Source organism: Curtobacterium sp. ME26 (assembly GCF_903970945.1).
Lineage (GTDB): Bacteria > Actinomycetota > Actinomycetes > Actinomycetales > Microbacteriaceae > Curtobacterium > Curtobacterium citri.
Genome location: NZ_CAJCKG010000041.1, coordinates 1 through 26430, shown reverse-complemented (window position 1 = coordinate 26430; position 26430 = coordinate 1). Strand labels below are relative to the sequence as shown.

25 protein-coding genes and 1 tRNA gene are annotated in these 26430 nt (G+C 72.7%); 15 read left to right on the top strand and 11 right to left on the bottom strand.

Annotated features, from left to right (window positions below; all coding sequences use genetic code 11):
* Positions 1 to 317 precede the first annotated feature (317 nt).
* Positions 318 to 3152: an AMP-binding protein gene (locus tag H7A69_RS13815; RefSeq protein ID WP_182047509.1), complete on the bottom strand. Its 2835-nt coding sequence runs from the start codon at positions 3150 to 3152 to the stop codon at positions 318 to 320.
* 316 nt (positions 3153 to 3468) lie between these two features.
* Positions 3469 to 4578, bottom strand: a complete 1110-nt coding sequence (locus tag H7A69_RS13810; RefSeq protein WP_182047508.1) for a fatty acid desaturase family protein — start codon at positions 4576 to 4578, stop codon at positions 3469 to 3471.
* A gap of 215 nt (positions 4579 to 4793) precedes the next feature.
* Between H7A69_RS13810 and H7A69_RS13805 the strand changes: the two genes are divergently transcribed.
* From H7A69_RS13805 to H7A69_RS13780, 6 genes are all read left to right on the top strand, one after another.
* Positions 4794 to 5537: a DUF1684 domain-containing protein gene (locus H7A69_RS13805; RefSeq protein WP_182047507.1), complete on the top strand. Its 744-nt coding sequence runs from the start codon at positions 4794 to 4796 to the stop codon at positions 5535 to 5537.
* Between the two features lie 46 nt (positions 5538 to 5583).
* Positions 5584 to 7083, top strand: a complete 1500-nt coding sequence (locus H7A69_RS13800) for an ABC transporter substrate-binding protein (protein WP_182047506.1) — start codon at positions 5584 to 5586, stop codon at positions 7081 to 7083.
* A gap of 62 nt (positions 7084 to 7145) precedes the next feature.
* Positions 7146 to 8108, top strand: a complete 963-nt coding sequence (locus tag H7A69_RS13795) for an ABC transporter permease (protein WP_182047505.1) — start codon at positions 7146 to 7148, stop codon at positions 8106 to 8108.
* Positions 8105 to 9019, top strand: coding sequence for an ABC transporter permease (locus tag H7A69_RS13790; RefSeq protein WP_182047504.1), 915 nt, complete (start codon positions 8105 to 8107; stop codon positions 9017 to 9019). Before H7A69_RS13795 ends, H7A69_RS13790 begins: the two co-directional genes overlap by 4 nt.
* A complete protein-coding gene (locus H7A69_RS13785) occupies positions 9016 to 9822 on the top strand; it encodes an ABC transporter ATP-binding protein (protein ID WP_182047503.1) in 807 nt (268 codons plus the stop codon). The genes H7A69_RS13790 and H7A69_RS13785 overlap by 4 nt, the downstream gene beginning before the upstream one ends.
* Entirely contained in the window at positions 9822 to 10589 is a 768-nt protein-coding gene (locus H7A69_RS13780; protein ID WP_182047502.1) for an ABC transporter ATP-binding protein, read from the top strand. Before H7A69_RS13785 ends, H7A69_RS13780 begins: the two co-directional genes overlap by 1 nt.
* A 112-nt stretch (positions 10590 to 10701) precedes the next feature.
* Here H7A69_RS13780 and H7A69_RS13775 read toward each other — a convergent pair whose 3' ends face one another.
* Genes H7A69_RS13775 through H7A69_RS13765 form a run of 3 tightly spaced genes read right to left on the bottom strand, consistent with a single transcriptional unit; the run spans position 10702 to position 13489 of the window.
* A complete protein-coding gene (locus tag H7A69_RS13775) occupies positions 10702 to 11832 on the bottom strand; it encodes a zinc-dependent alcohol dehydrogenase (protein WP_259346237.1) in 1131 nt (376 codons plus the stop codon).
* 35 nt (positions 11833 to 11867) lie between these two features.
* Entirely contained in the window at positions 11868 to 12335 is a 468-nt protein-coding gene (locus H7A69_RS13770) for a hypothetical protein (RefSeq protein ID WP_182047500.1), read from the bottom strand.
* 2 nt (positions 12336 to 12337) lie between these two features.
* Positions 12338 to 13489, bottom strand: coding sequence for a glutathione-independent formaldehyde dehydrogenase (locus tag H7A69_RS13765; RefSeq protein ID WP_182047499.1), 1152 nt, complete (start codon positions 13487 to 13489; stop codon positions 12338 to 12340).
* A 220-nt stretch (positions 13490 to 13709) separates the two neighbouring features.
* Between H7A69_RS13765 and H7A69_RS13760 the strand changes: the two genes are divergently transcribed.
* The 3 genes from H7A69_RS13760 to H7A69_RS13755 are packed head-to-tail and all read left to right on the top strand — an operon-like array spanning position 13710 to position 15013.
* A complete protein-coding gene (locus H7A69_RS13760; protein ID WP_220456265.1) occupies positions 13710 to 14150 on the top strand; it encodes a hypothetical protein in 441 nt (146 codons plus the stop codon).
* Between the two features lie 6 nt (positions 14151 to 14156).
* The gene (locus tag H7A69_RS17315; protein ID WP_220456264.1) at positions 14157 to 14333 is read left to right on the top strand and encodes a response regulator transcription factor; all 177 of its coding nucleotides are present in this window, start codon (positions 14157 to 14159) and stop codon (positions 14331 to 14333) included.
* Positions 14334 to 14383: 50 nt separating this feature from the next.
* Positions 14384 to 15013, top strand: a complete 630-nt coding sequence (locus H7A69_RS13755; RefSeq protein WP_182047498.1) for a DUF1345 domain-containing protein — start codon at positions 14384 to 14386, stop codon at positions 15011 to 15013.
* On the opposite strand, the gene H7A69_RS13750 is transcribed toward H7A69_RS13755, so the two are convergent.
* Complete coding sequence (locus tag H7A69_RS13750; RefSeq protein ID WP_259346236.1) at positions 14997 to 15551, bottom strand: TetR/AcrR family transcriptional regulator; 555 nt, start codon at positions 15549 to 15551, stop codon at positions 14997 to 14999. The two genes, H7A69_RS13755 and H7A69_RS13750, sit on opposite strands and share 17 nt — an antisense overlap.
* 178 nt (positions 15552 to 15729) lie before the next feature.
* On the opposite strand from H7A69_RS13750, the gene H7A69_RS13745 reads away from it, so the two are divergent.
* The 4 genes from H7A69_RS13745 to H7A69_RS13730 all read left to right on the top strand — a co-directional run bounded on the left by H7A69_RS13745 (position 15730) and on the right by H7A69_RS13730 (position 19302).
* On the top strand, positions 15730 to 16698 hold the full coding sequence (locus H7A69_RS13745; protein ID WP_259346235.1) for an alpha/beta hydrolase family protein: 969 nt from the start codon (positions 15730 to 15732) through the stop codon (positions 16696 to 16698).
* The gene (locus H7A69_RS13740; protein ID WP_182047495.1) at positions 16695 to 17672 is read left to right on the top strand and encodes an SDR family NAD(P)-dependent oxidoreductase; all 978 of its coding nucleotides are present in this window, start codon (positions 16695 to 16697) and stop codon (positions 17670 to 17672) included. Before H7A69_RS13745 ends, H7A69_RS13740 begins: the two co-directional genes overlap by 4 nt.
* 878 nt (positions 17673 to 18550) lie before the next feature.
* On the top strand, positions 18551 to 18907 hold the full coding sequence (locus H7A69_RS13735; protein WP_182047494.1) for a hypothetical protein: 357 nt from the start codon (positions 18551 to 18553) through the stop codon (positions 18905 to 18907).
* Positions 18877 to 19302 (top strand): hypothetical protein, encoded by a 426-nt coding sequence (locus H7A69_RS13730; RefSeq protein WP_182047493.1) that lies wholly within the window; start codon positions 18877 to 18879, stop codon positions 19300 to 19302. The genes H7A69_RS13735 and H7A69_RS13730 overlap by 31 nt, the downstream gene beginning before the upstream one ends.
* Before the next feature lie 242 nt (positions 19303 to 19544).
* Here the strand turns inward: H7A69_RS13730 and H7A69_RS13725 are convergent, their stop codons facing one another.
* The 4 genes from H7A69_RS13725 to H7A69_RS13710 form a co-directional block, all read right to left on the bottom strand.
* Positions 19545 to 20144, bottom strand: a complete 600-nt coding sequence (locus tag H7A69_RS13725) for a hypothetical protein (protein ID WP_182047492.1) — start codon at positions 20142 to 20144, stop codon at positions 19545 to 19547.
* Positions 20145 to 20306: 162 nt separating this feature from the next.
* Positions 20307 to 20380 (bottom strand) — tRNA-Pro (locus tag H7A69_RS13720).
* Positions 20381 to 20510: 130 nt separating this feature from the next.
* The gene (locus tag H7A69_RS13715) at positions 20511 to 21098 is read right to left on the bottom strand and encodes a hypothetical protein (RefSeq protein ID WP_182047491.1); all 588 of its coding nucleotides are present in this window, start codon (positions 21096 to 21098) and stop codon (positions 20511 to 20513) included.
* Positions 21095 to 21928: an endonuclease/exonuclease/phosphatase family protein gene (locus H7A69_RS13710; protein WP_182047490.1), complete on the bottom strand. Its 834-nt coding sequence runs from the start codon at positions 21926 to 21928 to the stop codon at positions 21095 to 21097. Before H7A69_RS13710 ends, H7A69_RS13715 begins: the two co-directional genes overlap by 4 nt.
* A gap of 70 nt (positions 21929 to 21998) precedes the next feature.
* Between H7A69_RS13710 and H7A69_RS13705 the strand changes: the two genes are divergently transcribed.
* The gene (locus H7A69_RS13705) at positions 21999 to 23471 is read left to right on the top strand and encodes a hypothetical protein (protein WP_182047489.1); all 1473 of its coding nucleotides are present in this window, start codon (positions 21999 to 22001) and stop codon (positions 23469 to 23471) included.
* Between the two features lie 68 nt (positions 23472 to 23539).
* Positions 23540 to 25708, top strand: coding sequence for a RecQ family ATP-dependent DNA helicase (locus H7A69_RS13700; protein ID WP_259346234.1), 2169 nt, complete (start codon positions 23540 to 23542; stop codon positions 25706 to 25708).
* A gap of 42 nt (positions 25709 to 25750) precedes the next feature.
* Here H7A69_RS13700 and H7A69_RS13695 read toward each other — a convergent pair.
* On the bottom strand, positions 25751 to 26430 hold a 680-nt coding region (locus H7A69_RS13695), incomplete at its 5' end, for an oxidoreductase (RefSeq protein ID WP_182047488.1).

Sequence of the window (26430 nt, the reverse complement as noted above, 5' to 3'; positions counted from 1 at the left end):
GCCGTCGTGGCCGGGGTGGGGGTGGTGGTGTCAGCCATGTTCATGCTCCTCTCGATGCCCGCCGGGACACGTTCCCAGCGGTTGCTGTTCACGGATGAGACGGGGTGACACCGAGGTTCGTCACGTCCCCCGTTCCGCGTCCGGCGATTCCCCAGGAAACAGGCCTCAGGGGTCGATCTTGTCCCCCGATCGCGTCTCGTGCCCGTCGTTGTGGTGCGCAACCGGACAGCGTCGGTGCGTTCGGACCGGAAGGCGCGCGACGACGGACGGGAGGCGCCGCACCGGTCCGGTGCAGCGCCTCCCGTCCGTCAGGGGGCTCAGTGCGCGGCGAGCTGCGCCGTGATCAGCGTCGCCACCTGGTCGACGTGCGGTTCCCGGAGGACCGAGCTGTGCTCGGCGTGCACGCGGACCTCGTCGACCTCGCCACGGAGGTAGCGGGCCCACCGCGCCGGACCCGACTCGTTGCCGTCGGCGATGACGAGCGTGACGGGGCCGTCGTAGGGGCGGGGCTCGTAGCCGCGCGAGATGAGGAGCGCGTGGTCGAAGAAGGCGCGGAAGTGCCGCTGCCCCTCCCAGCGGAAGACCCCGGCACCGTGCCCGCGTGCCCGGCGGGCGATGCGCGCGAACGGGGCGTCGAACTTGCTCCGGAGCAGCGCCGTCCCGGACGCCACCCGCTGCAGCGCGCCGGGGAGCGCTCTCCTGGCCGGGCGCCCGAGGTCGAGCTCGCCGAACTCGACGACGTCGGCCTGCTCGGACGCCTGCTCGGGCAGGAACGTGTCGAGGAGGACGACCCGACGGACCTCGTGGCCGGCGTCGGTGAGCACCGCGGCCATCTCGAGCGCGACCAGGCCACCGAACGAGTGACCGACGAGCGTGTACGGACCCTGCGGCTGCACGACGCGCATGAGCTCGATGTAGCGGCGGGCCATCGCGCCGATGCTCCGGTCGGGCAGTGCGCGGCGCTCGAGCCCGTGCTGCTGGAACGCGAAGAGGGGGCGGTCGCCCAGGTGCCGGGCGAGCGGGACGTACGTCAGCGCGAGCGCCCCCGCGCCGGCCACGCAGAAGAGCGGCTCGACACCGTCGCCACCGCGTGCGGTGAGCGTCACGATGTCCGGGTGGCTCGGGACCGCCGCGGCGCCGAGGCGGATCCGCGCGGTGAAGGTGCGGAGCGTCGGGTGCTCGAGGAGCTCCGAGGACGGCACGTCGACACCGAGCCGGTCGGCGACGGCGGCGAGCATCTCCTCCGCGGACAGCGAGTCGCCGCCGAGTGCCGAGAAGTCGTTGTCGAGGCCGACGGCGGGGAGCTCGAGCGGGCCGACCGAGGGCAGGCCGAGGACCTCGGCCCAGATCTGCCCGACCGCGAGCTGCCACTGGTCGTAGGTGTCCTCGCCGAGCTCCTCGCCGTCCTCGCCGACGGTCGAGCCGAGCGCCGGGGCCTCGGGCAGCGCCGCCCGGTCGACCTTGCCGCGCTCGTTCCGCGGCAGGGCGGGCAGCGGCACGATCGACGTCGGCACCATGTAGTCCGGCAGGAGTTCGCGGAGGGCCTTGCGGATCGCGGCCGGTGACGGCGAGCGGCGTCCGGGCCGGCTCACCACGTACGCGACGAGCCGGGTCGGGGCCGGCGGTGCCTTGACGGCGATCACGACGGCCTCGAGCACGGCGTCGACCGTCCGGAGCGCCGCCTCGACCTCGCTGGGCTCCACGAGGTACCCGCGGACCTTCACGGCGTCGTCGGCGCGACCGAGCAGCGTGAGCACGCCGTGCTCGTCGAAGCGTCCGAGGTCGCCGATCGCCCACGTCGGGGTGCCGTCGGCGGTCGTCCCCGCACGGGTCGCGGTCACCTCGGGGGCACCCCAGTAGCCGCTCGTCATCGCGTCGGAGATGCAGACGACCTCGCCGCTCTCGCCCGGGTCGGCGAGACTGCCGTCGGGACGGCGGACCTCGATGCGCTTGCCGGTGACGATCCGGCCGGAGGGCACGCTCCGCTCCGGCACGGGGTCGCTCGCGCGGATCTCGTGCACGGCGTACACGGCGGTCTCGCTCGATCCCGTCCAGTTGCAGAACGACGTCTCCGCTCCGAGCAGCGGGCGGATGCCGGCGATGTCCGTGCCGGTCACCGCCTCGCCCACGGTCGCCACGAGGCGCAGGCCGCGCAGTCGGTCGTCCGACGGGTCGAGGGCACCGGTCATCGAGCGGACGAGGTGCGGTGTGGTGTGCAGCGTCGTCAGGCCGGCGTCGTGCACCCACGTGACGAGGCGGTCGACACCGGTCTTCCGGGGGTCGGCGACGTGCAGGGACGCTCCGGCGAGCAGCGCGGACAGGACCAGCGTGAAGCCGGCCGCGAACCCGTGCGGCAGGACCGACGCGATCCGGTCCTCCGGCACGAACCGGAAGGACGCGCGCTGGGCGACGGTGTCGACGACGATCTGCCGGTGCGTCATCGTGACGCCCTTCGGCGCACCGGTCGAGCCGGAGGTGAAGATGATGTCCATCGGGTCGCGTCCGCCGCGGTCGCGTGCCCCGGGGACGACGGCGATGTCGCCGGGGGTCGCGGCGATCACGCGGGCCTCGCCGAGCAGGTCCTCGAAGGGCAGGACCCGACCGTGCGCGGGCACGAGCGTGGCCGCGCGGTCGGCGTGCTCGACGTCCGCGACGACGTCGACGATCCCGGCGAGCGCCATCACGTGCTGCAGACGGGCCTCGGGCAGGAACGGGTCGAGCGCGACGATGACCCGACCGGCGTGGAGCAGTCCGAGGAGCGCGACGACCGACGCGGCCCCGTGCCCGACCATCGTGCCGACGGGGACGGTCTCGCCGCCCGCCTCGACGGTGACACCGCGACCGGAGTGGTCGTCGGGCGTCAGGCGCTCGTGGAGCAGCAGGCCGAGCGCGCGGGCGGTGCGGTCGAGCTCGCCGTGCGTGGTCTCGCCGTGCTCGTCGACGAGCGCGAGCGAGTCCGGTGCGCGCTCGGCGACGGCGGCGAGGCCGTCGAGGACGGAGGTCTCGGTGTCCGGTGCGGTGGTCGTGCTGCTCGCAGCCCCTGCCGGTGCCGACACGTCGCGCGCCGTGCTCCCGGCGCTCACGACCCGGGTGGTGCGGTCGTCGGGGTGCGGCGCCGATGCCGCCCCCGTGGTGTCGGTCGAGATGAGCATGCGGCCCCCTGTTCACCGTGCTGCGGACTGTGGTCGGCTGACGCTAACCCGGCGCCGTGCTCCTGCGGACGGGCTGTGCGGGAACCCGCGGAGACCTGCGACTTCCCGCAGGCGGGCGGGGCGGCGGGGTGCGCGGTGCCGCGGGTTCCCGCACCGAGGGGTCGCGGGGGCTCGGAACAACGACGAGCACGTCGCACCACGTGATCACGTGGTGCGACGTGCTCGTCGTTGTTCACAGACGCGTTGCGCCGACCGGTCCACCGGCGAGGGCGGGCTCCGACGCAGCGCGCGTCAGTGGATGCGGACGCAGCGCGCGTCAGTGGATGCGGAGCTGCGTCACCATCGGGCAGGCGAAGGGGTCGCGGGCGGCGAGTCCGACGCGGTTGAGGTAGCGGACGACGATGCCGTAGGAGCGCAACAGCGTCGTCTCCGTGTAGGGCACGTCGAGGGTGTCGCAGTGGTCTCGGACGAGCAGTCGGGCCTGCTTGAGCGCGGGCCGCGGCATCGACGGGAAGAGGTGGTGCTCGACCTGGTAGTTCAGGCCGCCCATCAGGAACGACACCCACCAGCCCCCGCGGATGTTGCGGGAGGTGCGGACCTGGCGGGAGAAGAAGTCGACCTTCGCGTCGTGCGCGATCGTCGGCATGCCCTTGTGGTTCGGGGCGAACGAGGCGCCCATCATCACGCCGAACACGGCGAGCTGCACACCGAGGAACGCGCAGGCCATGCCGAACGGCAGGAACCAGAAGACGACCGTCAGGTAGATGCCGAACCGGGCGACGAGCATGGCGGCCTCGAGCAGGCGGTGCCGGCGGTCCGCCTTCGTCCCGTTGCCGGTGACGATCGAGACGACCGCGTACCGGTGCAGGTTGAGGCCCTCGAGGGTGAGGAGCGGGAAGAACAGCCAGCCCTGGAAGCGCATGAAGGTCCGCAAGATCGGCCCGCGGACCGCGGCGGCGTCCTCGGGCAGGAACCGGATGCCGTCCGGGCTGATGTCCGGGTCCTTGCCCACGGTGTTCGGGTTGCCGTGGTGGCGGGTGTGCTTGTTCATCCACCACGAGTAGCTCAGGCCCACCATGAACGTGCCGAGCCACCGACCCGCGTGGTCGTTCCACTTCTGCGAGGCGAACACCTGACGGTGGGAGGCCTCGTGCGACAGGAAGGCGAACTGGGTGAAGATCACGCCGAGCGCTCCGGCGACGATGAGCTGGAACCAGGAGTCGCCGAGGAAGGCGAACGCGACCCACGCCAGCGCGAGGCCGACGACGAGGCTGCCGAACACCGACCAGTAGAAGCCGGTGCGGCGACGGAGCAGTCCCTGTTCCTTCACCTGCGCCAGCAACGCCGAGTAGGTCGAGGTGCCGTTGCGGCTGCCGGGACCGGGTCGGGTGCGGGTGAAGCCGGGGGCGAGCGGGGTCGTGGTCATCGGGGACCGACCTTCCGTGGTGAGCGATCCTTCGACCGGTCCGAGGAGTTCACGCATCCGCGCTTCCGAGAACCGTAGGGTCGCGACCTGGGGAACCGCCTGGCGTTCTCCGGCGAGTCCGGAGAACGCGATCGAGCCCGTCCGTGGGCGTGCGTGTTGCCCCGGATGACGCCGAGCGGGAATGCCCGACAGGTGATGTGCGATTGTACGGACCCGTGAGCACCGTCGAGCCCTCCCCCACGTCCGTCCCCGAGCCCGCCTCCTGGCACGCCTGGCGCGAGGCCCGTCGACAGCGGGTCACCGCACCGCAGGGCGACCTGGCGCTGGTGCAGACCACGTGGCTGCCGGACGGCGCGGAGCCGGACCTCGAGCAGGTCCTCGTCGGCCAGCCGGCCTCGGTGACCGCCACGGCCGTGCACCGGAAGGACATCGACACGGGCGCACCCGAGCACGGGTACCGCCTGTGGGACGCCGAGTCGCCCGCGAACCGCTCCTACGACGGCACCCCGGTCTTCCCGTACGACCCCGCGTGGCGCATCGAGGCCCGCTTCACCCCGGCCGAGCCCGGCCGCACGATCCCCTACGAGCACCTCCGCGACGCCGCCGGCAGCACGCGCGACCTCGTCGTCCCCGGTGACATCACCGCGACGATCGACGGCCGCGAGTACCGCCTCAGCGCGTTCGACGACGACGGCACGCTGCTGCTCGTGTTCGGCGACCCGACGAACCGCAGCACCGACGACGCCGAGCGCACCTACGGCACCGGACGCTTCCTGTTCGTCGAGCGGCCCGAGGGGACGTCGACCGGCGAGGAGTCCGCGGTCGTCCTCGACTTCAACCACGCATTCGTCCCGCCGTGCGGCTTCAGCGACCAGTACAACTGCCCGCTCCCGCCCGCGCAGAACCGACTGCACGTGCCCGTGCACGCCGGCGAGCGGTACGTCGCACACCGCGGCTGAGCCCGTCCCACCCTCCCCGACCCCCCGCTTCCCCACCAGGAGTCCCGTGAAGTCCCGCACCCTCCCCATCGTCGCCACCGGCGTCGCCCTCGCCCTCGCCCTCGCGGGCTGCTCGTCCGCGAACGGCGGGTCGTCGTCGGGCGCCGACGCGACCGTCGTCGTGGGCTCGCTCTACGAGCCGACGAACCTGTCGAACGTCGACGGCGGCGGCCAGGGCGTCAACGAGGCCTTCCAGGACAACGTGTACGAGGGGCTGTTCCGCCTCGGTGACGACGGCGACGTCACGCCGCTGCTCGCGTCGTCGTACGACACCTCGGAGGACGGGCTCACCTACACGTTCACGCTCCGCAAGGGCGTCCGCTTCCACGGCGGCGGCACCATGACGAGCGCCGACGTGAAGAGCAGCATCGAGCGAGTGACCGCCGAGGACTCGCAGTCCTCGCGCAAGTCGAGCCTCGCCGTCATCAAGGCGATCGACACCCCGGACGACGACACCGTCGTGGTGCACCTGTCGCAGCGGTCGATCTCGTTCGTCTACAACCTGTCGTACGTGTGGATCGTCCCCTCGGCCGAGAAGTCGCTCAAGACCGAGGAGGACGGCACCGGTCCGTACGAGCTCGCCGACCGGAAGCGCGGGTCCTCCCTGACCCTCGACCCGTTCTCCGGCTACTGGGGTGCGAAGCCGAAGAACGGCGGCGTCGAGTTCCAGTACTTCACGAGCGCCTCGACCCTGTCGAACGCCCTGGCCAGCGGCAGCGTCGACGTCGTCACGAGCATCCAGTCGCCGGACGCCCTGTCCCGCTTCACCGCGGACACGAGCAAGTACACCGTCAGCGAGGGGAAGTCCACGACCAAGGAGCTCCTCGCCTTCAACGACGCCGAGGGCCCCTTCACCGACGTGAAGCTCCGCCAGGCGATCTCGGCCGCCGTCGACCGCAAGGCCCTGCTCAAGGCGATCTGGGGCGACTACGGCACGGTCAACGGCTCGATGGTCCCGCCGACCGACCCCTGGTACGAGGACCTGACGAGCGTCAACGCGTACGACCCGGCGAAGGCCAAGCAGCTCCTCGCCGAGGCCGGCAAGGCGGACGGCTTCACCTTCACGCTCGACACCCCGACGTACGACCCGCACCCCGCCGTCGCGCAGTACCTGCAGAGCGCGCTGCGGAAGGTCGGCGTCACCGTGGAGGTCAACTCGATCAGCGCCGACGAGTGGTACACGAAGGTGTACCAGCAGCACGACTTCGAGGCGACGCTGCAGGAGCACGTCAACGACCGTGACGTCGTGTTCTACGGCAACCCGGACTTCTACTTCGGGTACGACAACGCCGACGTGCAGAAGGACATCAGCGACGCCGAGCAGGCGTCCTCGGAGGACCAGCAGACCGCGCTGCTCAAGCAGGCGAACGAGCAGATCGTGCGGGACGCGGCCAGCGACTGGCTGTACGTGTACCCGCAGATCGTCGTGTCCGACAAGGACGTCACGGGATACTGGAAGAACGGGCTGAACTCGCAGTTCCCCGTCTCCGGCATCACGGTCGGGTAAGCCCCGCCCAGCCGAACAGAACCGACAGCACCGATCAGCCCGACAGGATCCCGCTCCCCCGCATGACCCGCTACGTCCTCCGCCGCCTCGGCATCCTCGTGGTGTCCCTGCTCGTGGCACTCGTGGTGGTGTTCGCGCTCCTGCGGATCCTGCCGGGCGACCCGGCGAACGCGCTGCTCGCCGCCAACGCCACCCCGGACCAGGTCGAGGCGGCCCGGCGGGCGGTCGGCTCCGACCTCCCGCTGGCGCAGCAGTTCGGCACGTGGTTCGGGCAGATGCTGCGGTTCGACCTCGGCACCTCGTTCACGAGCGGCCTGCCGGTGCTGCCGGACCTGGCGCAGCGGCTCGTCGTCACCGTCCCGTTGACGCTCATCGCCTTCGTCGTCGCCGTCGTGCTGGCGAGCGTGGTGGGCTTCGTCGCCGCAGCCCGGGCGGACCGCTGGTACGGCGTGCTGCTGTCCGGCATCACCCAGCTCGGCGTCGCCGTGCCGGTGTTCTGGATCGGCATCCTGCTCGTGCAGGTCGTGTCGCTGCAGTGGGGACTCCTGCCGTCGAGCGGGTTCCCCCGCGATGACTGGGCGTACCCGGGTGACGCCCTCGAGTCCCTCGCCCTGCCGATCATCACCGTCGCGGTCGTCATGACCGCGTCCATCGCCCGCTACGTCCGGAGCGCCGTGCTCGACGTCCTCGGCGCCGACCACATCCGCACGGCCCGGGCCCTCGGGGCGTCGACCGCGTCGGCGTTCCTCCGGCACGGCGTCCGGTCCGCGGTCGTCCCCGTGATCGCCGTGCTCGGCATCGAGCTCGCGTCGACCTTCCTCGGCGCCGTCGTCGTCGAGAGCGTGTTCGCCCTGCCCGGCCTCGGCAGCATGCTCATCACCGGCATCGAGCAGCACGACTACCCGAGCATCCAGGGCGTGCTCCTCGTCTCGACGGTCGCGGTGCTCGTCATCGGCTTCGCCGCCGACGTCGTGCAGCGGATCGTCGACCCGCGCCTGCGCGCGACCGTCTCGGGGAACCGATGAGCGCCCGCCGCTCGGCACGCCGCTCCGTGTCGCTCGTCGTCGGCGCCGTCTTCGTCGGCATCGTCCTCGTCACCGCCGTGGTGTCCCTGTTCTGGCTGCCGTACTCGCTGTACGACACGACCGGCGGTCGACTGACCCCACCGGGCGCAGCGCACTGGCTCGGCACGGACACCCTCGGCCGCGACCTCGCGTCACAACTGCTGGTGGGCGCGCGGATCGCCCTCGCGACCGGCCTCGGCGCGGTCCTGCTCGGCGGGCTCCTCGGCACGGCGATCGGCCTGGTCGCCGCCTTCGCCCGCCCGTGGCTCGACGACACCCTGTCCGCCGTGCTCGACATCGTCATCGCGTTCCCGACGCTGCTCGTCGCGATGCTGCTCGTGGCCGCCCGGGGCGCATCGCTCGGCACCGCGATCGTCGCGATCGGACTCGTGATGTCCGCCGTCGTCGCGCGCATCGTCCGCATCCTCGCCCGTCGCGTGCTGCGGCAGGACTACGTCACCGCGGCCCGCACGTCCGGCACGTCCTGGGCCGGCATCGTCGTGCAGCACGTGCTGCCGAACGCCTGGCCGACCCTCGCCGTGAACCTCGCGCTGCAGTTCGGGCTCGCCGTCCTCGCCGAGGCGAGCCTGTCGTACCTCGGCCTGGGCGCCCCGCCGCCGAACGCGTCCTGGGGACGCATGCTGCAGGACGCGCAGCAGACCGCGTTCGAGGCCCCCGCGGGCGTCCTCGCGCCCGGCATCGCCCTGGTGGTGCTCGTGATCGGCGCGAACCTGCTGGCGGACGGGCTGCGCGACGTCGCCGACCCGACCCGTCGCGGACGCGGCGCGACCCGGGGACGCGGGTCGCGCCTCCAGGCCGGACCGGCGGCCGCGGCCACCGAGACCGGAGCGACGGACGGGAGGCCCGCATGACCCCGGCAGTCCAGGTCACCGACCTGCGCATCACCAGCGCCGACGGCGCGGTCCTCGTGGACGGCGTCACCTTCGCCGTCGGCGACGGCGAGCGCCTCGGCATCGTCGGCGAGTCCGGCAGCGGCAAGTCGCTGACCGCCCTGGCGGTGCAGGGCCTGCTGCCCGCCGGTCTCACCGCGTCCGGCTCCGTCCGCGTCGGCGACGTCGAGGTGGTCGGCGCGTCCGAGCGCACGCTGCGCGGCGTGCGCGGCACGGCCGTCGCCCCGGTCTTCCAGGAGCCTATGACCGCCCTCGATCCGCTCATGCGCGCCGGCGACCAGATCGCCGAACCGCTGCGTCGGCACCGGGGACTCCGCGGTGCGGAGCTCCGCGCCGCGGTCCGGGAGGCCGTCACCGACGTCGCCCTGCCCGACCCGGACCGCGTGGTCCGGTCGTACCCGTGGGAGCTCTCCGGCGGGCAGCGGCAGCGGGTCGCGATCGCCATGGCGCTCGTCTGCCGGCCCCGTGTGCTCATCGCCGACGAGCCGACCACGGCCCTCGACGTGACCGTGCAGGCGCAGGTGCTCGACCTGCTCGACCGTGCCGTCGCCGACCGTGGCATGGGACTGCTCTTCATCAGCCACGACCTGCCCGTCGTCGCGCGGACCGTCGACCGGGTCCTCGTGCTCGAGCACGGTCGGACCGTCGAGGAGGGCCCCGTGCAGGACGTCGTCCGGTCCCCCGCCCAGCCGTACACGCAGCGGCTCGTCGGGAGCGCCCGGGCGCTGCAGGACGCGCTCGACGCCGGACGGAGGGGTGCCTGATGAACCCGTTGCTCGCACTCGACGCGGTCTCGTACCGGTACCCGGGACGGGACACCGGCCTCGCACTCGACGACGTGTCGTTCGCCGTGCCGCCCGGCGGGCACGTCGGCATCGTCGGTGAGTCGGGGGCGGGCAAGTCGACCGTCCTCCGGCTCCTGCTCGGGCTGGCCGCGCCGCACACCGGATCCGTGTCCTTCGACGGCGCACCGCTCGACCTGCGCGACCGGGCCGGCATGCGTCGCTTCCGTGCCGCCGTGCAGCCCGTCTTCCAGGACCCGTACTCGTCGCTCGACCCCCGGCAGCGCGTGGACCGCATCGTCGGCGAGCCGCTCCGGTCGCTCGCCGTGGCGTCCGGGGCCGAGGCGTCCGACCGGATCGAGGCCGCGCTCCGCGACGTCGGGCTCGACGGGGACGCCGGCCGGCGCTACCCGCACGAGTTCTCCGGCGGCCAGCGGCAGCGCATCGCGATCGCCCGGGCCGTCGTGTCCGGGCCGCGGGTGCTAATCGCCGACGAGCCGGTCAGCGCGCTCGACCTGACCACCCGCGTGGCGGTGCTCGAGCTGTTCGAGCGCCTCGCGGCGGAGCACGGGATGACGATCGTGCTCGTGTCGCACGACCTGGCGGTCGTGGCACGGCTGTGCGCGAGCACGGTGGTGCTGCGCGGCGGCCGGGTCGTCGAGTCGGGAGCGACGGCGCGGGTGCTGGCGGAACCGGAGTCGGCGTACACGCGGGCACTGCTGGACGCGGTGCCGCGGTTGCCGGTCTGACACCGGGTGCGGTGGGGCATCGTCACGGACCGGGTCCGCCCGCTCCGCACCGTGCAGACCCGGTCCGGCCGCTCCGCACCCTGCGGACCTGGTGCGGAGCGGCCGGCGACCGTCAGGGACGGAAGACCGCCCGGACGCACCCGTCGGTCTTCTCCTTGAACATCGCGTAGCCGTCGGGCCCGTCGTCGAGCGGCATGACGTGCGTCGCCAGGTGCTCGGTGACGATCTCGTCGCGCGCCATCCGTTCGAGGAGCATCGGGATGTACCGCTGCCCGTGCTGCTGCGCGGACCGGAGCGTGAGTCCCTTGTTCATCACGGCCCCGAGCGGGAACTTGTCGACGAACCCGCCGAAGACGCCGAGGACGAAGAGGCTGCCGCCCTTGCGCGCCGCGAACACCGCCTCCCGCACCGCGGTGGGTCGGTCGGTCTGCAGCCGGAGCTGCTGCTTCAGCTGGTCGTACGCGAAGTCCGGTCCGTCCCGGTGCGCCTCCATCCCGACCGCTTCGATGCACACGTCGGGGCCGCGACCTCCCGTGAGCTCCCGGAGCTCGGCGGTCACCTCGCTGGTCTCGTAGTTCATCGTCTCCGCCCCGATGACCTGTTCGACCTGCGTGAGCCGCTCCTGGAAGCGGTCGATCACGATGACCCGCTCGGCACCCAGCAGCAACGATGCACGCGCTGCCATCTGCCCGACGCCACCGGCACCCCACACCGCGACGGTGTCACCGCGCCGGACGCCGCCGAGGTCCGCGCCCATCCACCCGGTCGGCGCGGCGTCCGACGCGAACAGCGCCCGCTCGTCGCTGACCCCCTCGGGGACGGCGAACGCTCCCTGGTCGGCGTACGGCACCCGGATGTACTCGGCGTGGCTGCCGGCCCAGCCCCCCAGCGCGTGGGAGTAGCCGTAGCAGCCACCGGGAGCCTGCCCCCACAGCATCTCCGGGATCCCCGCGTTCGGGTTGCCGTTGTCGCAGAGCGAGTAGAGCTCGTTGCGGCAGTACCAGCACCTCCCACAGCTGATGAACGAGCAGACCACGACACGGTCGCCGACCGCGTGCTTCCGCACCTCCGAGCCGACCTCGACGACCTCACCGATGAACTCGTGTCCGAGCACGTCACCGGCACGCATCGTCGGCACGTACCCGCCGAGCAGGTGCAGGTCCGACCCGCACGTCGTGCTCAGTGTCACCTTGACGATGACGTCCTGGGCATTGAGGATCCCGGGGTCGTCCACGGTCTCCACCGAGAGTTCGTTCACTCCGGTCCAGCACAGCGCCTTCACAGCACACCCTCGCCCTTCGCATCGTCCTCTGCCGCGTCCACCGCGCCGCCGAGCAGCGTGCGCGGTCGTTCGCCGTGCGGCCGCGGCGTCCCGCGCAGGACCTCGCCCGTCTCGAACACCTGCTTGGCGTCACGGAGTGCCGCACGCAGGGCCTTCCCCGGGTCGTCTCCCGAGCCTGTGTCCGCGTCGGCTCGGAGCCGGGCGTGGACCTCGAAGCCCTTGTCGCCCGGTGCGGGTTCGATCCGGACCTCGAGCGAGTCGGCGAGCCGTCGCAACGGCTCCGGGTACCCCCCGCTCCGGAACGCCTCGGCGTCGCCGAGCACGGTGACGGCCTTCCACCCCTCCGGGTGCGGGGCGTCCCCGTCGGAGGCGCGGCCCTTCCTGACCAGCGAGCGGGCGACGAGGCCCGCCGCCAGACCCGCGACACCGAGCCCGACCGCGGCAGCGGCCTTCCCGTCGGCCACGGTCAGGCCGCCTTGCCGGGCTTGAGCACGATCTTGGTCCAGCCGTCGTCCCGGTTGTCGAAGTGCTCGTAGGCGTCGGGAGCCTGGTCGAGCGGCAGCTCGTGGCTCACGATGAACGACGGTGACGCCTTCCCGGCGGCGACGAGGTCTCGGAGCCGACGGTTGTACTTCTTGACGGGTGCCTGTCCGGTGCCCATCGTCTGGCCCTTGAACCAGTGCAGGCCGATGTCGAACGCGACCTGTCCCTGCTTCGCCAGCTCGTCCGCCCCGCCGGGGTCCTGGGGGACGAACACGCCGACGGTGCCGATGCGCCCGGTGAACCGCACGGACTGGACCAGGCGGTTGAGCGTCAGGTTCGGCTGCTCGTCCCCACCCGGATCGTGTGCCTGGTAGCCGACGCACTCGCACCCGTTGTCGGCGCCGAGCCCCATCGTCTGCTCGAGGACGGCCTGGACCGGGTCGACCTTCGAGTCGTCGATCGCGATCGCGCCGATCGACTCCGCCAACCGGAGTCGGTCCGGGTGCCGGTCGACCACCATCACCTTGCTCGCGCCCTTGATGGTCGCCGACAGCGCCGCCATCAGACCGACGGGTCCGGCACCGTAGATCACGGTCTGGTCGCCCGGCTGCACGCCCGCCATCTCGGTCGCGTGGTACCCGGTCGGGAAGATGTCGGCCAGCATGACGTAGTCGGCCGACTTCTCCTCGGCGTCCTCGCCCAGCCGGAGGCAGTTAAAGTCACCCCACGGGACCCGCAGCAGCTCGGCCTGACCGCCGGCCCACGGACCCATGTCGGCGAACCCGTACGCGGCGCCGGCCCACTCCGGGACGGGCTGCGCGGTGAGGCAGTAGTTCGTCAGCCCGCGCTCGCAGTTCTTGCAGTGCCCGCACGCCACGTTGAACGGCAGCACGACGTGGTCGCCGACCCGGACCTCGTCGACGCCGGGGCCGACCTCGATCACCTCGCCCATGTTCTCGTGCCCGAACCACCGCCCGGTCTCGAAGCTGGTCCGACCCTCGTACATGTGGAGGTCGGATCCGCAGATGTTCGTCGTGGTGATGCGCACCAGCACGTCGGTCGGGCGCTCGATCCGCGCATCCGGGACGTCCTGCACCGCGACCTTCCGTGGCCCCTCGTAGACGACTGCTCTCATGGTGTCCTCCTTCCAGGTACGGCCCGTCCGGCGGTGGACGCGGCTCGGTCGGTCACCCGACGGCTCAGTGTCCGGTCGTCGGGAGCGGAGCCGCCATCGGCAGACCTGCCCACGCGAAAGCGCGGCCGACGGGCACGCGCCAGCGCCCCGGTGGTAGGCCAGCACGCAACGGACAGCTCGCTCCGTACCCGTCACCGACCGTCCGAGGGGGCCGCCACCCGTGACACCGACACCAGCGCTCCGGCTCGTCGGGCCGGACGACATCGCACCCGAGGAGCGTCCCGACGCCGAGGTCGTCGAAGCGACCCGGGCCTCCTCGGCGGAGGACCGCCTCCTCCGCGGGCTCGGAGCCTCGGCGGCACTCGTCGACGGCGTCCGGGCGGGTGTCGCCCTGCTCTCCCGACGCCGCGTCGTCCCCCTCCCGGGCCTGCGCGTCGACGAACTCCTCGGCCCCGGCTCCGCGGTGGTCGCCGCCGCGGACGACGCGATCCGCGACGGGGCGGACCACGCCTCGTTCCTCTGGCCGCGCGGGTGCCGGCAGTCGCCCGACGGCTACGTCCGGGTGACGGTGCTCGCCTGTGACGGCGCACTCGGTCCGGCGGCCCGGGGCGTGGTCGTCCTGTCGCCCGCCCCGCGGCTGCGCGGCCTGACGCCGCGCTAACTCGAGGTGCTGGGGCACCTGGTCGAGGGCTGCTCGAACCTCGAGATCGCCCGAGCGCTCGCGGTGGCTCCGCGGACCGTCGCCGCGCACGTCGAGCACATCCTCTTCAAGCTCGACGCGACGTCGCGGACGCTGGCAGCCGTCCGCGCCGAGCGCGCCGGCCTCTACGTCCCCGTCGGGTAGCGCGAGCGCCGCGCACCGGGACCGCCGTCAGGACACCAGGAGGCACCGTCATGTCACACCTCTCGATGCAGGCCGGGATCGCCGCGCTCGTCGGGCTCGCGGTGGCGGTGGTCGCCGTGCTCACGGGCGTCCCCGACCTGGCGCCACTCCTGGGGTGGGTGGTGGCGTCGGCGGTGTTCCTCACCTGGGCATGGCGCCGCGCGTGGCCCGCTGACCCCGGCCGGACCCGGGCGCTCGCGCGGCACGAGGACCGGTCCAGGAGGCTCGTCGACGTGCTGATCATCACCTCCACGTTCCTCAGCCTGGTCCTGGTGGTGTTCGCACTCGTCCGCAGCCAGCAGCAGGACCTGGTCGGGTCGGTCGCCGCGATCCTCGCGGTCGTCGGGGTCGTGGCGGCCTGGGCGCTCGTCAACACGGTCTACGCGTTCAAGTACGCACGGATGTACTACCTCGACGACCACCACCGATTCGACTTCGACCAGGACGAGGAGCCGGCCTACAGCGACTTCGCCTTCACGGCGTTCTCGATCGGGATGGCCTACAGCGCGAGCAGCATCACGCAGTCGTCGACCCCGTCGCGCCGCATCGCCATGGGCCACGCGCTCCTGTCCTACTTCTTCGGCACCTTCGTGGTGGCGGTCGCGATCAACCTCATCACCGGGCTCACGCAGGGCGGATGAGGGGTTGCTCCTGCCGGAGACCGGTGACGAGGAGGGTCACCATCCGACGGGCGTCGTGGTCCGGGTCGCCCGGCGCGAACGCCACCAGGTCGCCGACCGCCCGGAGGAGTTGGTAGGGGGTCACCTCCGCGACGACGTCACCGGACCCGCGTGCGGCCGCGAGCAGGTCGGCCAGGACGGGGACGAGACGGTCGACGAACAGGGTGTGCAGCGCCGTGAACCCGGCTGCGTCGCCGTCCCACACGCGCGCCAGCCCGTGCTTCGTCCCGAGGAAGTCCACGAACTCGTGCACCCAGCGCAGGACGGCCGTGAACGGCGTCGGCTCCGACGCGAGCAGCGCGGGTCCGGACGCCGCCAGGCCGTCGATCTGGTGGCGGTAGACGGCCACGACGAGGTCCGACCGCGTCGGGAAGTGCCGGTACAGGGTGGCGACGCCGACCCCCGCGGCCGCTGCCACCTCGCGCACCGGAGCGCCCACGCCGGACCGCGCGAAGACCTCGGCCGCGGCGTCGAGGAGGGCCTGTCCGTTGCGCTGCACGTCTCTGCGTCGGGACGGCTCGGGAACGGGGGAAGGAGCGGGGACGGACGGCGGCACGCTCCGATCCTGCCATGTCCTGCGCCTCGGCGGAACCATGTTCCGTTTCCTCTTGCGAAACGGATCAACGTTCCGTATCGTTCGGCGGGTCCGACCCTTCCGCTCCGTTCGAGAGGCCCCCGTGTCCCGATCAACGCCACCGTCCCCCGTCCTCAGCATCCGCCCCGCCCTGCTCCCCGCGCCCGACCGCGGCACCGACCTCGCGGTGCGGGTCACCGCACCGACGACCGGGACCGACCTCCCCGTGATCGTCCTCGCCCACGGCTTCGGCGGATCCATGACCAGCTACGACCCGCTCGTCGACCACTGGAGCGCGAACGGCTTCGTCGTCGTCCAGCCGACGTTCCTCGACTCGTCGACGCTCGGCCTGACGCCCGCCGACCCGCGGTACCCGGTCATCTGGCAGCACCGGGTCGACGACCTCGTGCACGTGATCGACGAGGTGGACACGCTCGTCGCGTCCCTGCCCGGCCTCCGCGAGCGCGTCGACACCGACCGTCTCGCCGTCGTCGGGCACTCGTGGGGCGGGCAGTCGGTCGGGATGCTGCTCGGTGCCCGCGTCCTCGACGCCGAGGGACGTCCCGGCGCGGACCGCACGGACGACCGCGTGCGAGCGGGTGTGCTCCTGGCCACGACCGGCGTCGCACGGGGCGACCTCGTGCCGTTCGCCCAGGAGCACTTCGCCTTCATGGACCCGGACTTCACCGGGCTCACCACCCCGTCCCTCGTCGTCGCCGGCGACCACGACCAGTCGGCGCTCTCGACGCGCGGACCCGACTGGTTCACCGACGTGTACCACCGGAGCCCCGGCGCACGGCACCTCGTGACGCTCCACGGCGGTGAGCACAGTCTCGGCGGCATCCAGGACTACGCGTCGACGGCCACCACCGACGAGAGCCCCGAACGCGTCGACCTCGTCCGTCGCGCGACGACCGCCTTCCTCCGCACCGCCCTCGACGTCGAACCGGACGCGTGGGCCGAGTTCGCGGCGACGACCACCGAACCCGTGGGTTCCCTCGACTCCGCCCCGACGACACCGCTCCGCTCCGGACTCCGCGGTGGGGACCTCACGGAAGGCTCCGCAGCGTGATCGACGACCAGCACCCGGTCCCCACCGGCTTCACCGCATCCTCGACGGCCGACGACGTCCTCCGCGGGGTCGACCTCACCGGACGCGACGTCATCGTGACCGGAGGGCACGGGCGCCTCGGACGCGAGGTCACCCGCTCGCTCGCCGCGGCCGGTGCGTCGGTGGTGGTGGCGGCACGCGACACCGAGCGGGCCGCTGCCGCGGTGGCCGGCATCCACGGGGTCGAGGTCCAGCAGCTCGACCTCACGGAGCCGACCTCGATCGACGCGTTCGCCCGCCGGTGGGTGATGTCCGGCCGCCCCCTGCACGCCCTGGTGAACAACGCCGCCCTGCTGTTCACCGCCGAGCGGCTCGTCGACGCCCGCGGCAACGAGCGGTCCTTCTCGACGTCGCACCTCGGGCACTTCCAGCTCACCCGGGCGCTCCTCCCAGCGCTCCGGCGAGCGCACGGGGCACGCGTGCTGACCGTGACGTCCGGCGCCGCACGGATCGGGCAGATCCACTGGGACGACCTCGCCTTCGCCCGCCGGTACGACGCCGGTGCCGCCTACGCCCAGTCGAAGCGTGCCAACGTGCTCTTCACGGTCGAGCTCGACCGTCGCCACGCCGAGGACGGCATCCGCGCCTTCGCGGCACACCCCGGCGTGGTCATCGGTCCGGGTCCGCACGCTCCGGACCGCATCGCGGCCTACCGCGAGCAGGGCCTCGTCGACGAGCACGGCGAGACGGTCGTCGACCCCGACAACGGGAAGAAGACCGTCGAGCAGGGCGCGGCCACCCTGGTCCTCGGCGCCGCGAGTCCGCTGCTCGACGGGCTGGGCGGCGTCTACCTCAAGGACGGCGACGTCGCGCGGATCGACGACGAGGTACGGCCGCTCACCGCCGACAGCATCCCCGCCGACGCATCCTCCGCGATGCTCGACCCCGACGACGCCCGTCGGCTGTGGGCGGTCAGCGAGCAGCTGACGGGTTGAGGTCGACGGCGGGGCGCGGAGCCCGGCCGGTGGCGTCGATGCCGCGCGATCAGCGCGTGATCTCGTCCACCTACACGGTTCGACCATCGCTCCGCGCCTGTCGTCCAGCGCCGACGGTCGCTCCGATCTGGGCCACGGCACGCGCCTGCCGACGAGTCGTTCGAGAAGGCTCCGCTGCTTCGTCTCGGTCACGAGCGCGAGGCCACCGCAGCCGTCCCGCCGGTGTCTCGTGCCCGCCGGACGGGAGGCGCGTGTCCGGCCCGACCCGCACCTCCCGTCCGGCGGATGCCGTGGCAGGCTGACCGGCGCGCGGTGCGGGGTGTGCTCGGACCGTCCTGCGGCTCGTTCGGTTCCTCACAGGAACGGCGCCGAGATCGGACCCGGCCTTGTGCCAGCTGCGCAGCCGCGTAGCGTTGCTCCTGCTTGCAAGCGCATCAGGGGGCGTCCCGCTGCAGGAGATCGCCGCATCCTCGAATCGGGAGACGGATCCGACCCTGCGATCAACGAAACGGACCAGCGTGCGGGCGGCTGTGGCAGTCTGCGCGGTCATCGGCGGGATCTGCGGCCTCGGTACCACGGGCGCGGTCGCTGCAGCACCTGCACCGACCGCCACCAGCATGGCGACGCCGACACCGACACCGATGTCCCCACCGACTGCTCCTGCGTCAGCCGCGGCGGCGACCACAGCCCCGTCAGCCGCCCCGACCACGGACCCGACCGGGGCCGCTTCGGCTGCGCCTCCAGACGGGCACTGGGTGGCGCTCGACCCGATCGCAGCATCGCCTTCCGCAGCGCCCAGGCACGTCCTGACGAAGGGCTCGTGCCCTGCGGGTACAACGAACTACCCGGGCGCGAAGCACCCCTACAGCTGCCTGGCGGTGTTCCTGGACGGCGGTCACCACCAGGTCGGTCTCCGCATCGGACGGTCAGGTAGCGAGAACTCTGCGTTCGGCTACCTCCACGCACTCCAGGACCACAACGTCGAGGAGCAGACGATCGAACACGCCGTGCAGATCAACGCCGCCGGGGTCCTCCAGCCGAACAACCGTCGTCTGTACGGAGCTGAGTTCGTCGCCAAGGGCAAGGCGACGGAGGAGTTCGTCGCGTTCGAAGAGCGTGCGCCGTCCTCGGCTTCGCCGGACGAGTACGACCTGGGGATCGTGACTGCGTACTGCACTGCCGCGCCGAGCGGCCCCATCCCGAGGTGCCCGGACTGGGTGAACGACTCGCTGTGACACCTGAACAGGTCCGGCAGCTCGCGACGTTCCTCCCGGAAGACTGGGGACACGTCGGACCGTCGATCGTCCGCCCGAGCTCAGCCCCAGCCGAAGGGTTCGCCGGCGCTCGCGCGTTCAACCCGATCGGTGGCCCTGCGCCATCGGTGGAGACACCGCTTCGGATCCTCAGTGCCACGTCGATCGACACCGATCTGGTGCTTCGCCTGCACCTTCAGGACGCGGAGAGCGCCTCCGTGATCGTGTGGGTCGTGGCCCTGGCGGGCACGTCGGACGATGTGCCGCTCCGTGAGGTCTCGAGCGGTGTCTGGGGCATGCTGCTGCGGCGGGTCTCGGGTGACCTGCTCTCGCAGACGGTCGTGACGAGTACCGGCGTCCGCCTGCTGATCGACTAGCACCGATCGCTCACCCACCCCGGTAGGAGCCCCTACGGCGGCGAGGAGCGACCGATCGACCACCGTGCATGAGCGTGCGGAAGCCGGACGGACCGACGACGGCCGTCACGACCCACACGACCCCGGGGCGGCCCACACCCAGGCGATCGACGGCAGGAGCCTGCCGACGACTCGTTCGAGGAGGCTTCGCTGCTTCGGCTCGGTCATCCGGCGCGAGGACACCGCCGCCGTCCCGACGGCGGTCAGGCCGACGTGTCGAGACCCGTCGCACCGGCCTCGAGGAGCCGGAGCGCGCCGGGGAGGGCGTAGACGGCGCTCACCGTGCCGAGCCTGATGTCGAGGTCCGGTCGGACCGCCTGCTGCTCGAGCCCCCAGACCTTCGTCCCGTGTCGTCGGATCCAGCTCGTCACCCGCCGGACCCACTGCTCGTAGGCCGGCGCGACGGCCTGCATCGCCCGCGCCTGGGAACCGATGCTGTGCGGCCGCAACGCCCGATCGTGCACCTGACCCGGTTGCCAGAGGAGCACCGGGGAGCGATCGGGGTCCACGATCCCCAGGCCGGGCTCCGGGGCCACTCGTTCGAAGGTGATCGCCGCCAGCACCGCCGTCAGTGACCCGTCCTGCACCGCAGGGTCGTCGCGGTGCAGGACGACCGGCGGACCGAACGCTCCGGACAGGACCATGACGGCTCGCTCGGCACAGGCCTCCTCGCGCGTGAGGCTGACGGGCTCCGACTGCACGACGGGCCACGGCCAGATGGTGCTCGTCCGCCCTTCTCCGACGTGGTCGAGGAAAGCGTCGACGTCGTCGTGCGAGGCGTAGAACTCGATCCCGGCGACCACCCGGCCATCCTAGGAGCAGCTCGTGTGCCACCCAGCGACGAGGTCGTCCTGCCGTGTGGGCGTACGTCACGACGGCCGTGATCGCGGAGCAACGAAGCGAGGCCCGCAACCGTCCGGTTGCGGGCCTCGCTTCGTCACGGGGTGCTCGAGCACCCGCTTCGGTCGGGCTGACAGGATTTGAACCTGCGACCCCTTGACCCCCAGTCAAGTGCGCTACCAAGCTGCGCCACAGCCCGTGAGCCCCGAGGGGCTCGGAACCCCGTCGCCGGGGCTCCACCACCCGCGTCCGACCGGAGCGTGAGCAGCCCGTCAAGCATAGCGGACCCGGGACCGTGCTCGTGCCACGGCGCGTCGCCGCCCCACGGCTCAGCGCCGTGGCGGCCGCACGACCTCGCGGTCCTTCGCCAGCCACGGCAGTGCGAACCCGACGAGCAGCCCGCCGAGGCCGTCCGCCGCCAGGTCGCCGATCGTGTCGTCGTACCCGACGTAGATCCGCGAGTCGACGAGATTGTGCCCGAGCCACTCCCCCATCTCCCACACCGAGCCGATGGCCAGGCCGGCGCAGAACACCAGGACGGCGACCGAGACCCGACCGGCGTCGGGCGCGTGCGGCACCAGGCGCAGGTCAGCGGCGACGACCGCGAGCAGCGCCGCGAGCAGTCCGGTCAGCACGACGTGGATCAACTTGTCCCAGAGGAACACCGAGGTGTACCACTCGAGTGCGCTCGACCACCCGGCGACGAGCACGAGCACGCACACGGCGACGTCGAACACGGGTCGGAGTCCGAGCATCCGCGGCAGCACGACGCCGAACAGCGCGAGCGACATCACCGCGAACGAGGTCGCACCCCACCCGACGGTGGCGACGGGCACGCTCACGAGCGTGAGCAGCCGGACGACGTCTGCGGCCAGGAACCGCCGGCGCAGGAACGTGGTCCCCAGGGTCGCGATCACGAGGCCCACCGCACGACGGCGTGGACCGCGGCATGGTCGGACGGCCAGACACCGCCGGGCCGCCGGACCGACACCGCCACCCGGTCCACCACCGCGTCGGTGGTCACGAGCACGCCGTCGATGCGCCGGCCCCCGACACGGGGACGCCCGTAGTGCGGGTACGTCCCGTACGGCTCCCCCACCTGCCGGGAGGCACGGTCCCAGCTGTCGACGACACCCGCCTCCGCCAGTGCTCGCCAGGGCGCCGACCCGGCCGGGCAGTTCCAGTCGGCCATGACGACGGCGGGCAGGCCGCGTTCGCGGACGATCCTTCCGAGCAACTGGGCGCCGCGTGACCGCGCCCAGGGCGAGGCGACGTCGAGGTGCGTGGCGATCGCGGTGAAGTCCCGGCCGGTGGCGCGGTCGTGCACGACGGCACCCACGGCGTGCCGGGGGAACGCGGTCGCCCACGACCGCGAGCCGGGCCGGGAGGGCGTCCGCGAGAGTGCCCAGGTCCGCCGCTCGACCACGTCGAGCCGCTCGCGGTCGAGGAACAGCCCGACCGCCTCGCCACCGCCGCGTGCTCCGCGGCCGACGACCACGGGTTCCCAACGCGACCCCACGGCGGCGGTGAGGTCGGCGGTCTGGGTGGGCAGGGCCTCCTGGACGGCGAGCACGGTGGGTTCCTCGGAGGTGACGAGCGCAGCCACGGCGTCGCGTCGACGCTCCCACGCATCCGGGTGACCGGCGGGGCGCGGCACGCGACGCCGGAGGTTGAGGGTCGTGCAGTGCACCTCGGGTGCGACCACCCCCCCGATGATCGGGCGGTCGTCGTCCGGTGCTGCTGGCATGGTTCCTGTCTACGAGACGACACCCGTTGCGTTCACAGGGACTCGTCCGGCAGGTCCGTAGGGTGGCCCGATGCGTTCCGGCCCTCCCACCCGTGTCCTGCTCGCGCTCTCGGTCTCCGGGCTGCTGCTCGGTGCCGCCGGGTGCACGTCGTCGGAGCCCGCGCCGACCGTGGCGGAGCTCGCGGAGCAGCCGGCCGGGTCGGTGTCCGTCGCCGCGCAGCGCGACCCGTCGGCGCGGTCGGTGGCGACCAGCCGCGCGCTGTTCGCGTCGGCTCCGGGGGCCATCGTCGCGGCTGCTGACGACGCCGGTGCGGTGCGGGAGGCGGCGAGCGCCGCCCGTTCCGCGCACGTGCCCGTCCTGCTCACGGACGGCGACGGTGGCGGCGTCGCCCGTGAGCTGCGCCGGCTCGGCGCGGACTGGTACCAGGCCGAGGGCGACGTGACGGTCGACACCGACGTCCCGGAGCGGGACGCGCCGGAACGGGGTGACGCGCCGGAGACGGGTGGTGCCTCCCGGCCGGCGACCGTGGTGGTGGCGGACCGTGCCCCGGACGCGGCTGCCGTGGCGACGGCGCAGGCGGCCGGTGCCCGCGTGGTCGTCATGCCGGACGGTGTCACGGACCCCGCCGCGGCGCCCGACGTCGTGACGGCCCTGCACGAGCGAGCCGGGCACCCGACGGTCCTGGTCGGGACCGCGTTCGGCGACCTGCCGGACCCGGGGTGGACGGTGCGCGCCGCGGCGAGCGGGTGGCAGCTGCCGCACGGCGGACAGCGGCCCTTCGACGGGCACCGGTACGTCGCGCTGTACGGCGCGCCCGGAGCGCCGGTCCTCGGCGTCCTCGGCGAGCAGGACCCCGCGGCCACGGTCCGTCGCGCGGAGGCCACGGCGGAGCAGTACGACGGCCTCGGCGACGAACCCGTGACGCCCGCGATGGAGGTCATCGCGACCGTCGCGGCCGGCGACGCCGGAGCGGACGGCGACTACTCCACCGAACTCCCGGTGTCGACGCTCGAACCGTACGTCGAGGCGGCGCACGACGCGGGGATGCCGGTGATCCTCGACCTGCAGCCCGGCCGCTCCGACTTCCTGTCGCAGGCGAAGCGGTACGAGTCGCTGCTCAGGAAGCCGGGCGTGTGGCTCGCGCTCGACCCGGAGTGGCGGTTGACCGCGGACCAGGTGCCGCTGCGGCAGATCGGGAGCGTGTCGGCGTCCGAGGTGAACGAGGTGTCGTCGTGGCTCGCCGACCTCGTGCGGAGCGAGGGGCTGCCGCCGAAGGCGCTCGTGCTGCACCAGTTCCGGCTGTCGATGATCCAGGACCGGGCCTCGCTGGCGTCCCACCCGGAGCTCGACCTGCTCGTCCACGTGGACGGCCAGGGATCGCAGCCCGACAAGCAGGCGACGTGGGAGGCCCTGCACCAGGACGCACCGGCGGGCGTGCACTGGGGCTGGAAGAACTTCTACGACGAGGACACGCCCATGCTGTCGCCGGAGCAGACGATGGACCAGGTGTCGCCGACGCCGTCGCTGATCACGTACCAGTAGCGGGTCGCTCGTCCACAGCCTGGAGGGACGGGGCCGGTTCCGTCGGTCGGTGCTGACAGCATGGGGGCATGTCTGGTCTCGGTGTCGGTTCGTCCGTCGGCTCGCCTGTTCCCGCGACGGCTCCGCCGTCCGCCGAGATCGCCGCGGAGGCGCAGGAGGCCCTCGCCGCCCTGACCGGGCGGCCGGACGCGGTCTTCCACCCCGGGCAGCTCGAGGCGATCTCGGCGCTCGTCGAGCACCGGCAGCGCGCGCTCGTCGTGCAGCGGACCGGATGGGGCAAGTCGGCGGTGTACTTCCTCGCGACGCTGCTCCTCCGGCGACGAGGGGGCGGTCCGACGGTGCTCGTCTCCCCGCTGCTCGCCCTCATGCGCGACCAGGTGGCGGCGGCGGCCCGAGCGGGTGTGCGGGCGGTCTCGATCAACTCCGCGAACGCGCACGAGTGGTCGGACACGCAGGCCGCCCTCGCGCGCGACGAGGTCGACGTGCTCCTCGTCTCCCCCGAGCGGCTCAACAACCCGCGGTTCCGCGACGAGCAGCTGCCGACGCTGATCGCGCGGATGGGGATGCTCGTCGTCGACGAGGCGCACTGCATCTCGGACTGGGGCCACGACTTCCGGCCGGACTACCGCCGGCTCGCCGAGCTCATCCGGTCGCTCCCGCACGGGGTCCCCGTCCTCGCCACGACCGCGACGGCGAACGAGCGCGTGGTCGAGGACGTCGCCGAGCAGCTCACGGCCGGTCCGGACGCCCCGGTCTTCACCATCCGTGGCTCGCTGGCCCGGGCGTCCCTGCGGCTCGGCGTGCTGACGCTGCCGGACGCCCGGCAGCGACTCGGGTGGCTGCTCGCGCACCTCGGCGACCTGCCCGGCAGCGGCATCATCTACACGCTCACGGTGTCCGGGGCCGAGGACATCGCCCGGCTCCTGCGCGAGAACGGGTACGCCGTGCGCGCCTACACGGGGCGGACCGACACCGAGGAACGCGAACAGCTCGAGCAGCAGCTCAAGGGCAACGAGCTCAAGGCGCTCGTCGCCACGAGCGCGCTCGGCATGGGTTTCGACAAGCCGGACCTCGGGTTCGTCGTCCACGTCGGCGCACCCTCGTCGCCGGTCGCCTACTACCAGCAGATCGGTCGCGCCGGCCGTGCCACCGACAACGCCGACGTCCTGCTCCTGCCCGGACGCGAGGACCGCGAGATCTGGCAGTACTTCGCCAGCGCCTCCATGCCGACCGAGGCGCGGGCGTCGGCCGTGCTGTCGGCGCTGTCCACCGACACGGCGATGTCGACCGTCGCGCTCGAGGGACTCGTCGACATCAAGCGGTCGACGCTCGAACTGCTCCTCAAGGTCCTCGACGTCGACGGTGCCGTCCACCGGGTGGCCGGCGGGTGGGTGTCGACCGGGCAGCCGTGGCAGTACGACGCCGCGCGGTACGAGCGGGTCGCCGCCGCGCGTGAGGCCGAGGCGTCCTCGATGCTCACCTACGAATCGACCTCGGCGTGCCGGATGCAGCTCCTGCAGCAGGACCTCGACGACCCGTCCGCCGAGCCCTGCGGCCGCTGCGACAACTGCGCCGGCGTCTGGTACCCGACGTCGATCTCGGACTCGGACACCTCCGGTGCGGCCGCCGCGCTCGACCGGGTCGGCGTCGAGATCGCGCCGCGCGCCCAGTGGCCCTCGGGCATGTCGTCGCTCGGCGTGGCCGTGAAGGGCCGGATCCCCACGGGTGAGCTCGTCGAGCCGGGCCGCGCCGTCGCCCGGCTCACCGACCTCGGATGGGGCGGCCCCCTGCGCGCGCTGTTCGCCGCGTCGACGCCGGACGGCCCCGTCTCGCGCGAGCTCGTCGACGGGTGCATCCGAGCGCTCAAGGACTGGCCGTGGGCGGAGCGGCCGACCGGGGTTGTGGCGATGTCGTCGCGGTCGCGGCCGGAGCTCGTCGGGTCGCTGGCGCAGGCACTGTCGTCGATCGGGCGCCTGCAGTTCCTCGGGACGCTCGGGCGGAACGGCGGGGAGCCCCGAGGGGACGGCGCGACGAACAGCGCCTACCGGTTGGCCGGGGTGTGGCACACGTTCGTGGTCGACCCGGCGCTGGCGGCGGCGCTGGGGTCGCACCAGGGGCCGGTGCTGCTCGTGGACGACCTGGTGGACAGCCGGTGGACGATGACCGTCGCCGGGCGGGAGCTCCGCCGTGCGGGGGCGGCGGCCGTGCTGCCGTTCGCGCTCGCCACGGTCGCATGACACCGAGCTCCGGCGTCAGGCTCCGGCGGTCGGCCCCGCCGGTCAGGCGGCGGCGATCGCGTCGAGTTCGGCGAGTGCGTCCGACGGCAGGGTGATGCCCGCGCCGGCGACGTTCGCGCGGAGGTGCTCCACCGAGGACGTCCCGGGGATGAGCAGCATGTTCGGCGAGCGCTGCAGCAGCCACGCGAGCGCCACCGACAGCCGCGACTCCCCCAGACGCTCGGCGACGGCGTCGAGTGCGCCGGACTGGATCGGCGAGAACCCACCGAGCGGGAAGTACGGCACGTAGGCGATGCCCTCGGCCGCGGTGTGGTCCACCATGGCGTCGTCCTCGCGTCGGGCGACGTTGTAGGAGTTCTGCACGCAGACGATCGGCGCGATGGTCCGCGCCTCAGCGAGCTGCTCGGCGTCCACCGTCGACAGGCCGAGGTGCCCGATGAGGCCCTGCTGCTGGAGTGCGGCGAGCGCCTCCACCTGCGGCGCGATGCTGCCCGGTTCGGGAGCGTCGACGCCACCCATCCGCAGGTTCACCACGTCGAGCCGTTCGAGACCGAGGGTGCGCAGGTTGTCGTGCACCTGCTCGACGAGCTCGTGCGGCTCGCGGGCGTGCGGCCAGTTCCCCGCGGCGTCGCGTCGGGCGCCGACCTTCGTCACGATGTGCAGCTCGTCCGGGTACGGGTGCAGGGCCTCGCGGATGATCTCGTTCGTGACGTGCGGGCCGT

Bases quoted from the DNA above. Each gene is read 5' to 3' on its own strand.
- H7A69_RS13765 (WP_182047499.1), bottom strand. From the start codon at position 13,489: ATGAGAGCAGTCGTCTACGAGGGGCCACGGAAGGTCGCGGTGCAGGAC.
- H7A69_RS13700 (WP_259346234.1), top strand. From the start codon at position 23,540: ATGTCTGGTCTCGGTGTCGGTTCGTCCGTCGGCTCGCCTGTTCCCGCG.
- H7A69_RS13785 (WP_182047503.1), top strand. From the start codon at position 9,016: ATGACCCCGGCAGTCCAGGTCACCGACCTGCGCATCACCAGCGCCGAC.
- H7A69_RS13710 (WP_182047490.1), bottom strand. From the start codon at position 21,928: ATGCCAGCAGCACCGGACGACGACCGCCCGATCATCGGGGGGGTGGTC.
- H7A69_RS13755 (WP_182047498.1), top strand. From the start codon at position 14,384: ATGTCACACCTCTCGATGCAGGCCGGGATCGCCGCGCTCGTCGGGCTC.
- H7A69_RS13705 (WP_182047489.1), top strand. From the start codon at position 21,999: ATGCGTTCCGGCCCTCCCACCCGTGTCCTGCTCGCGCTCTCGGTCTCC.
- H7A69_RS13795 (WP_182047505.1), top strand. From the start codon at position 7,146: ATGACCCGCTACGTCCTCCGCCGCCTCGGCATCCTCGTGGTGTCCCTG.
- H7A69_RS13790 (WP_182047504.1), top strand. From the start codon at position 8,105: ATGAGCGCCCGCCGCTCGGCACGCCGCTCCGTGTCGCTCGTCGTCGGC.
- H7A69_RS13810 (WP_182047508.1), bottom strand. From the start codon at position 4,578: ATGACCACGACCCCGCTCGCCCCCGGCTTCACCCGCACCCGACCCGGT.
- H7A69_RS13815 (WP_182047509.1), bottom strand. From the start codon at position 3,152: ATGCTCATCTCGACCGACACCACGGGGGCGGCATCGGCGCCGCACCCC.
- H7A69_RS13780 (WP_182047502.1), top strand. From the start codon at position 9,822: ATGAACCCGTTGCTCGCACTCGACGCGGTCTCGTACCGGTACCCGGGA.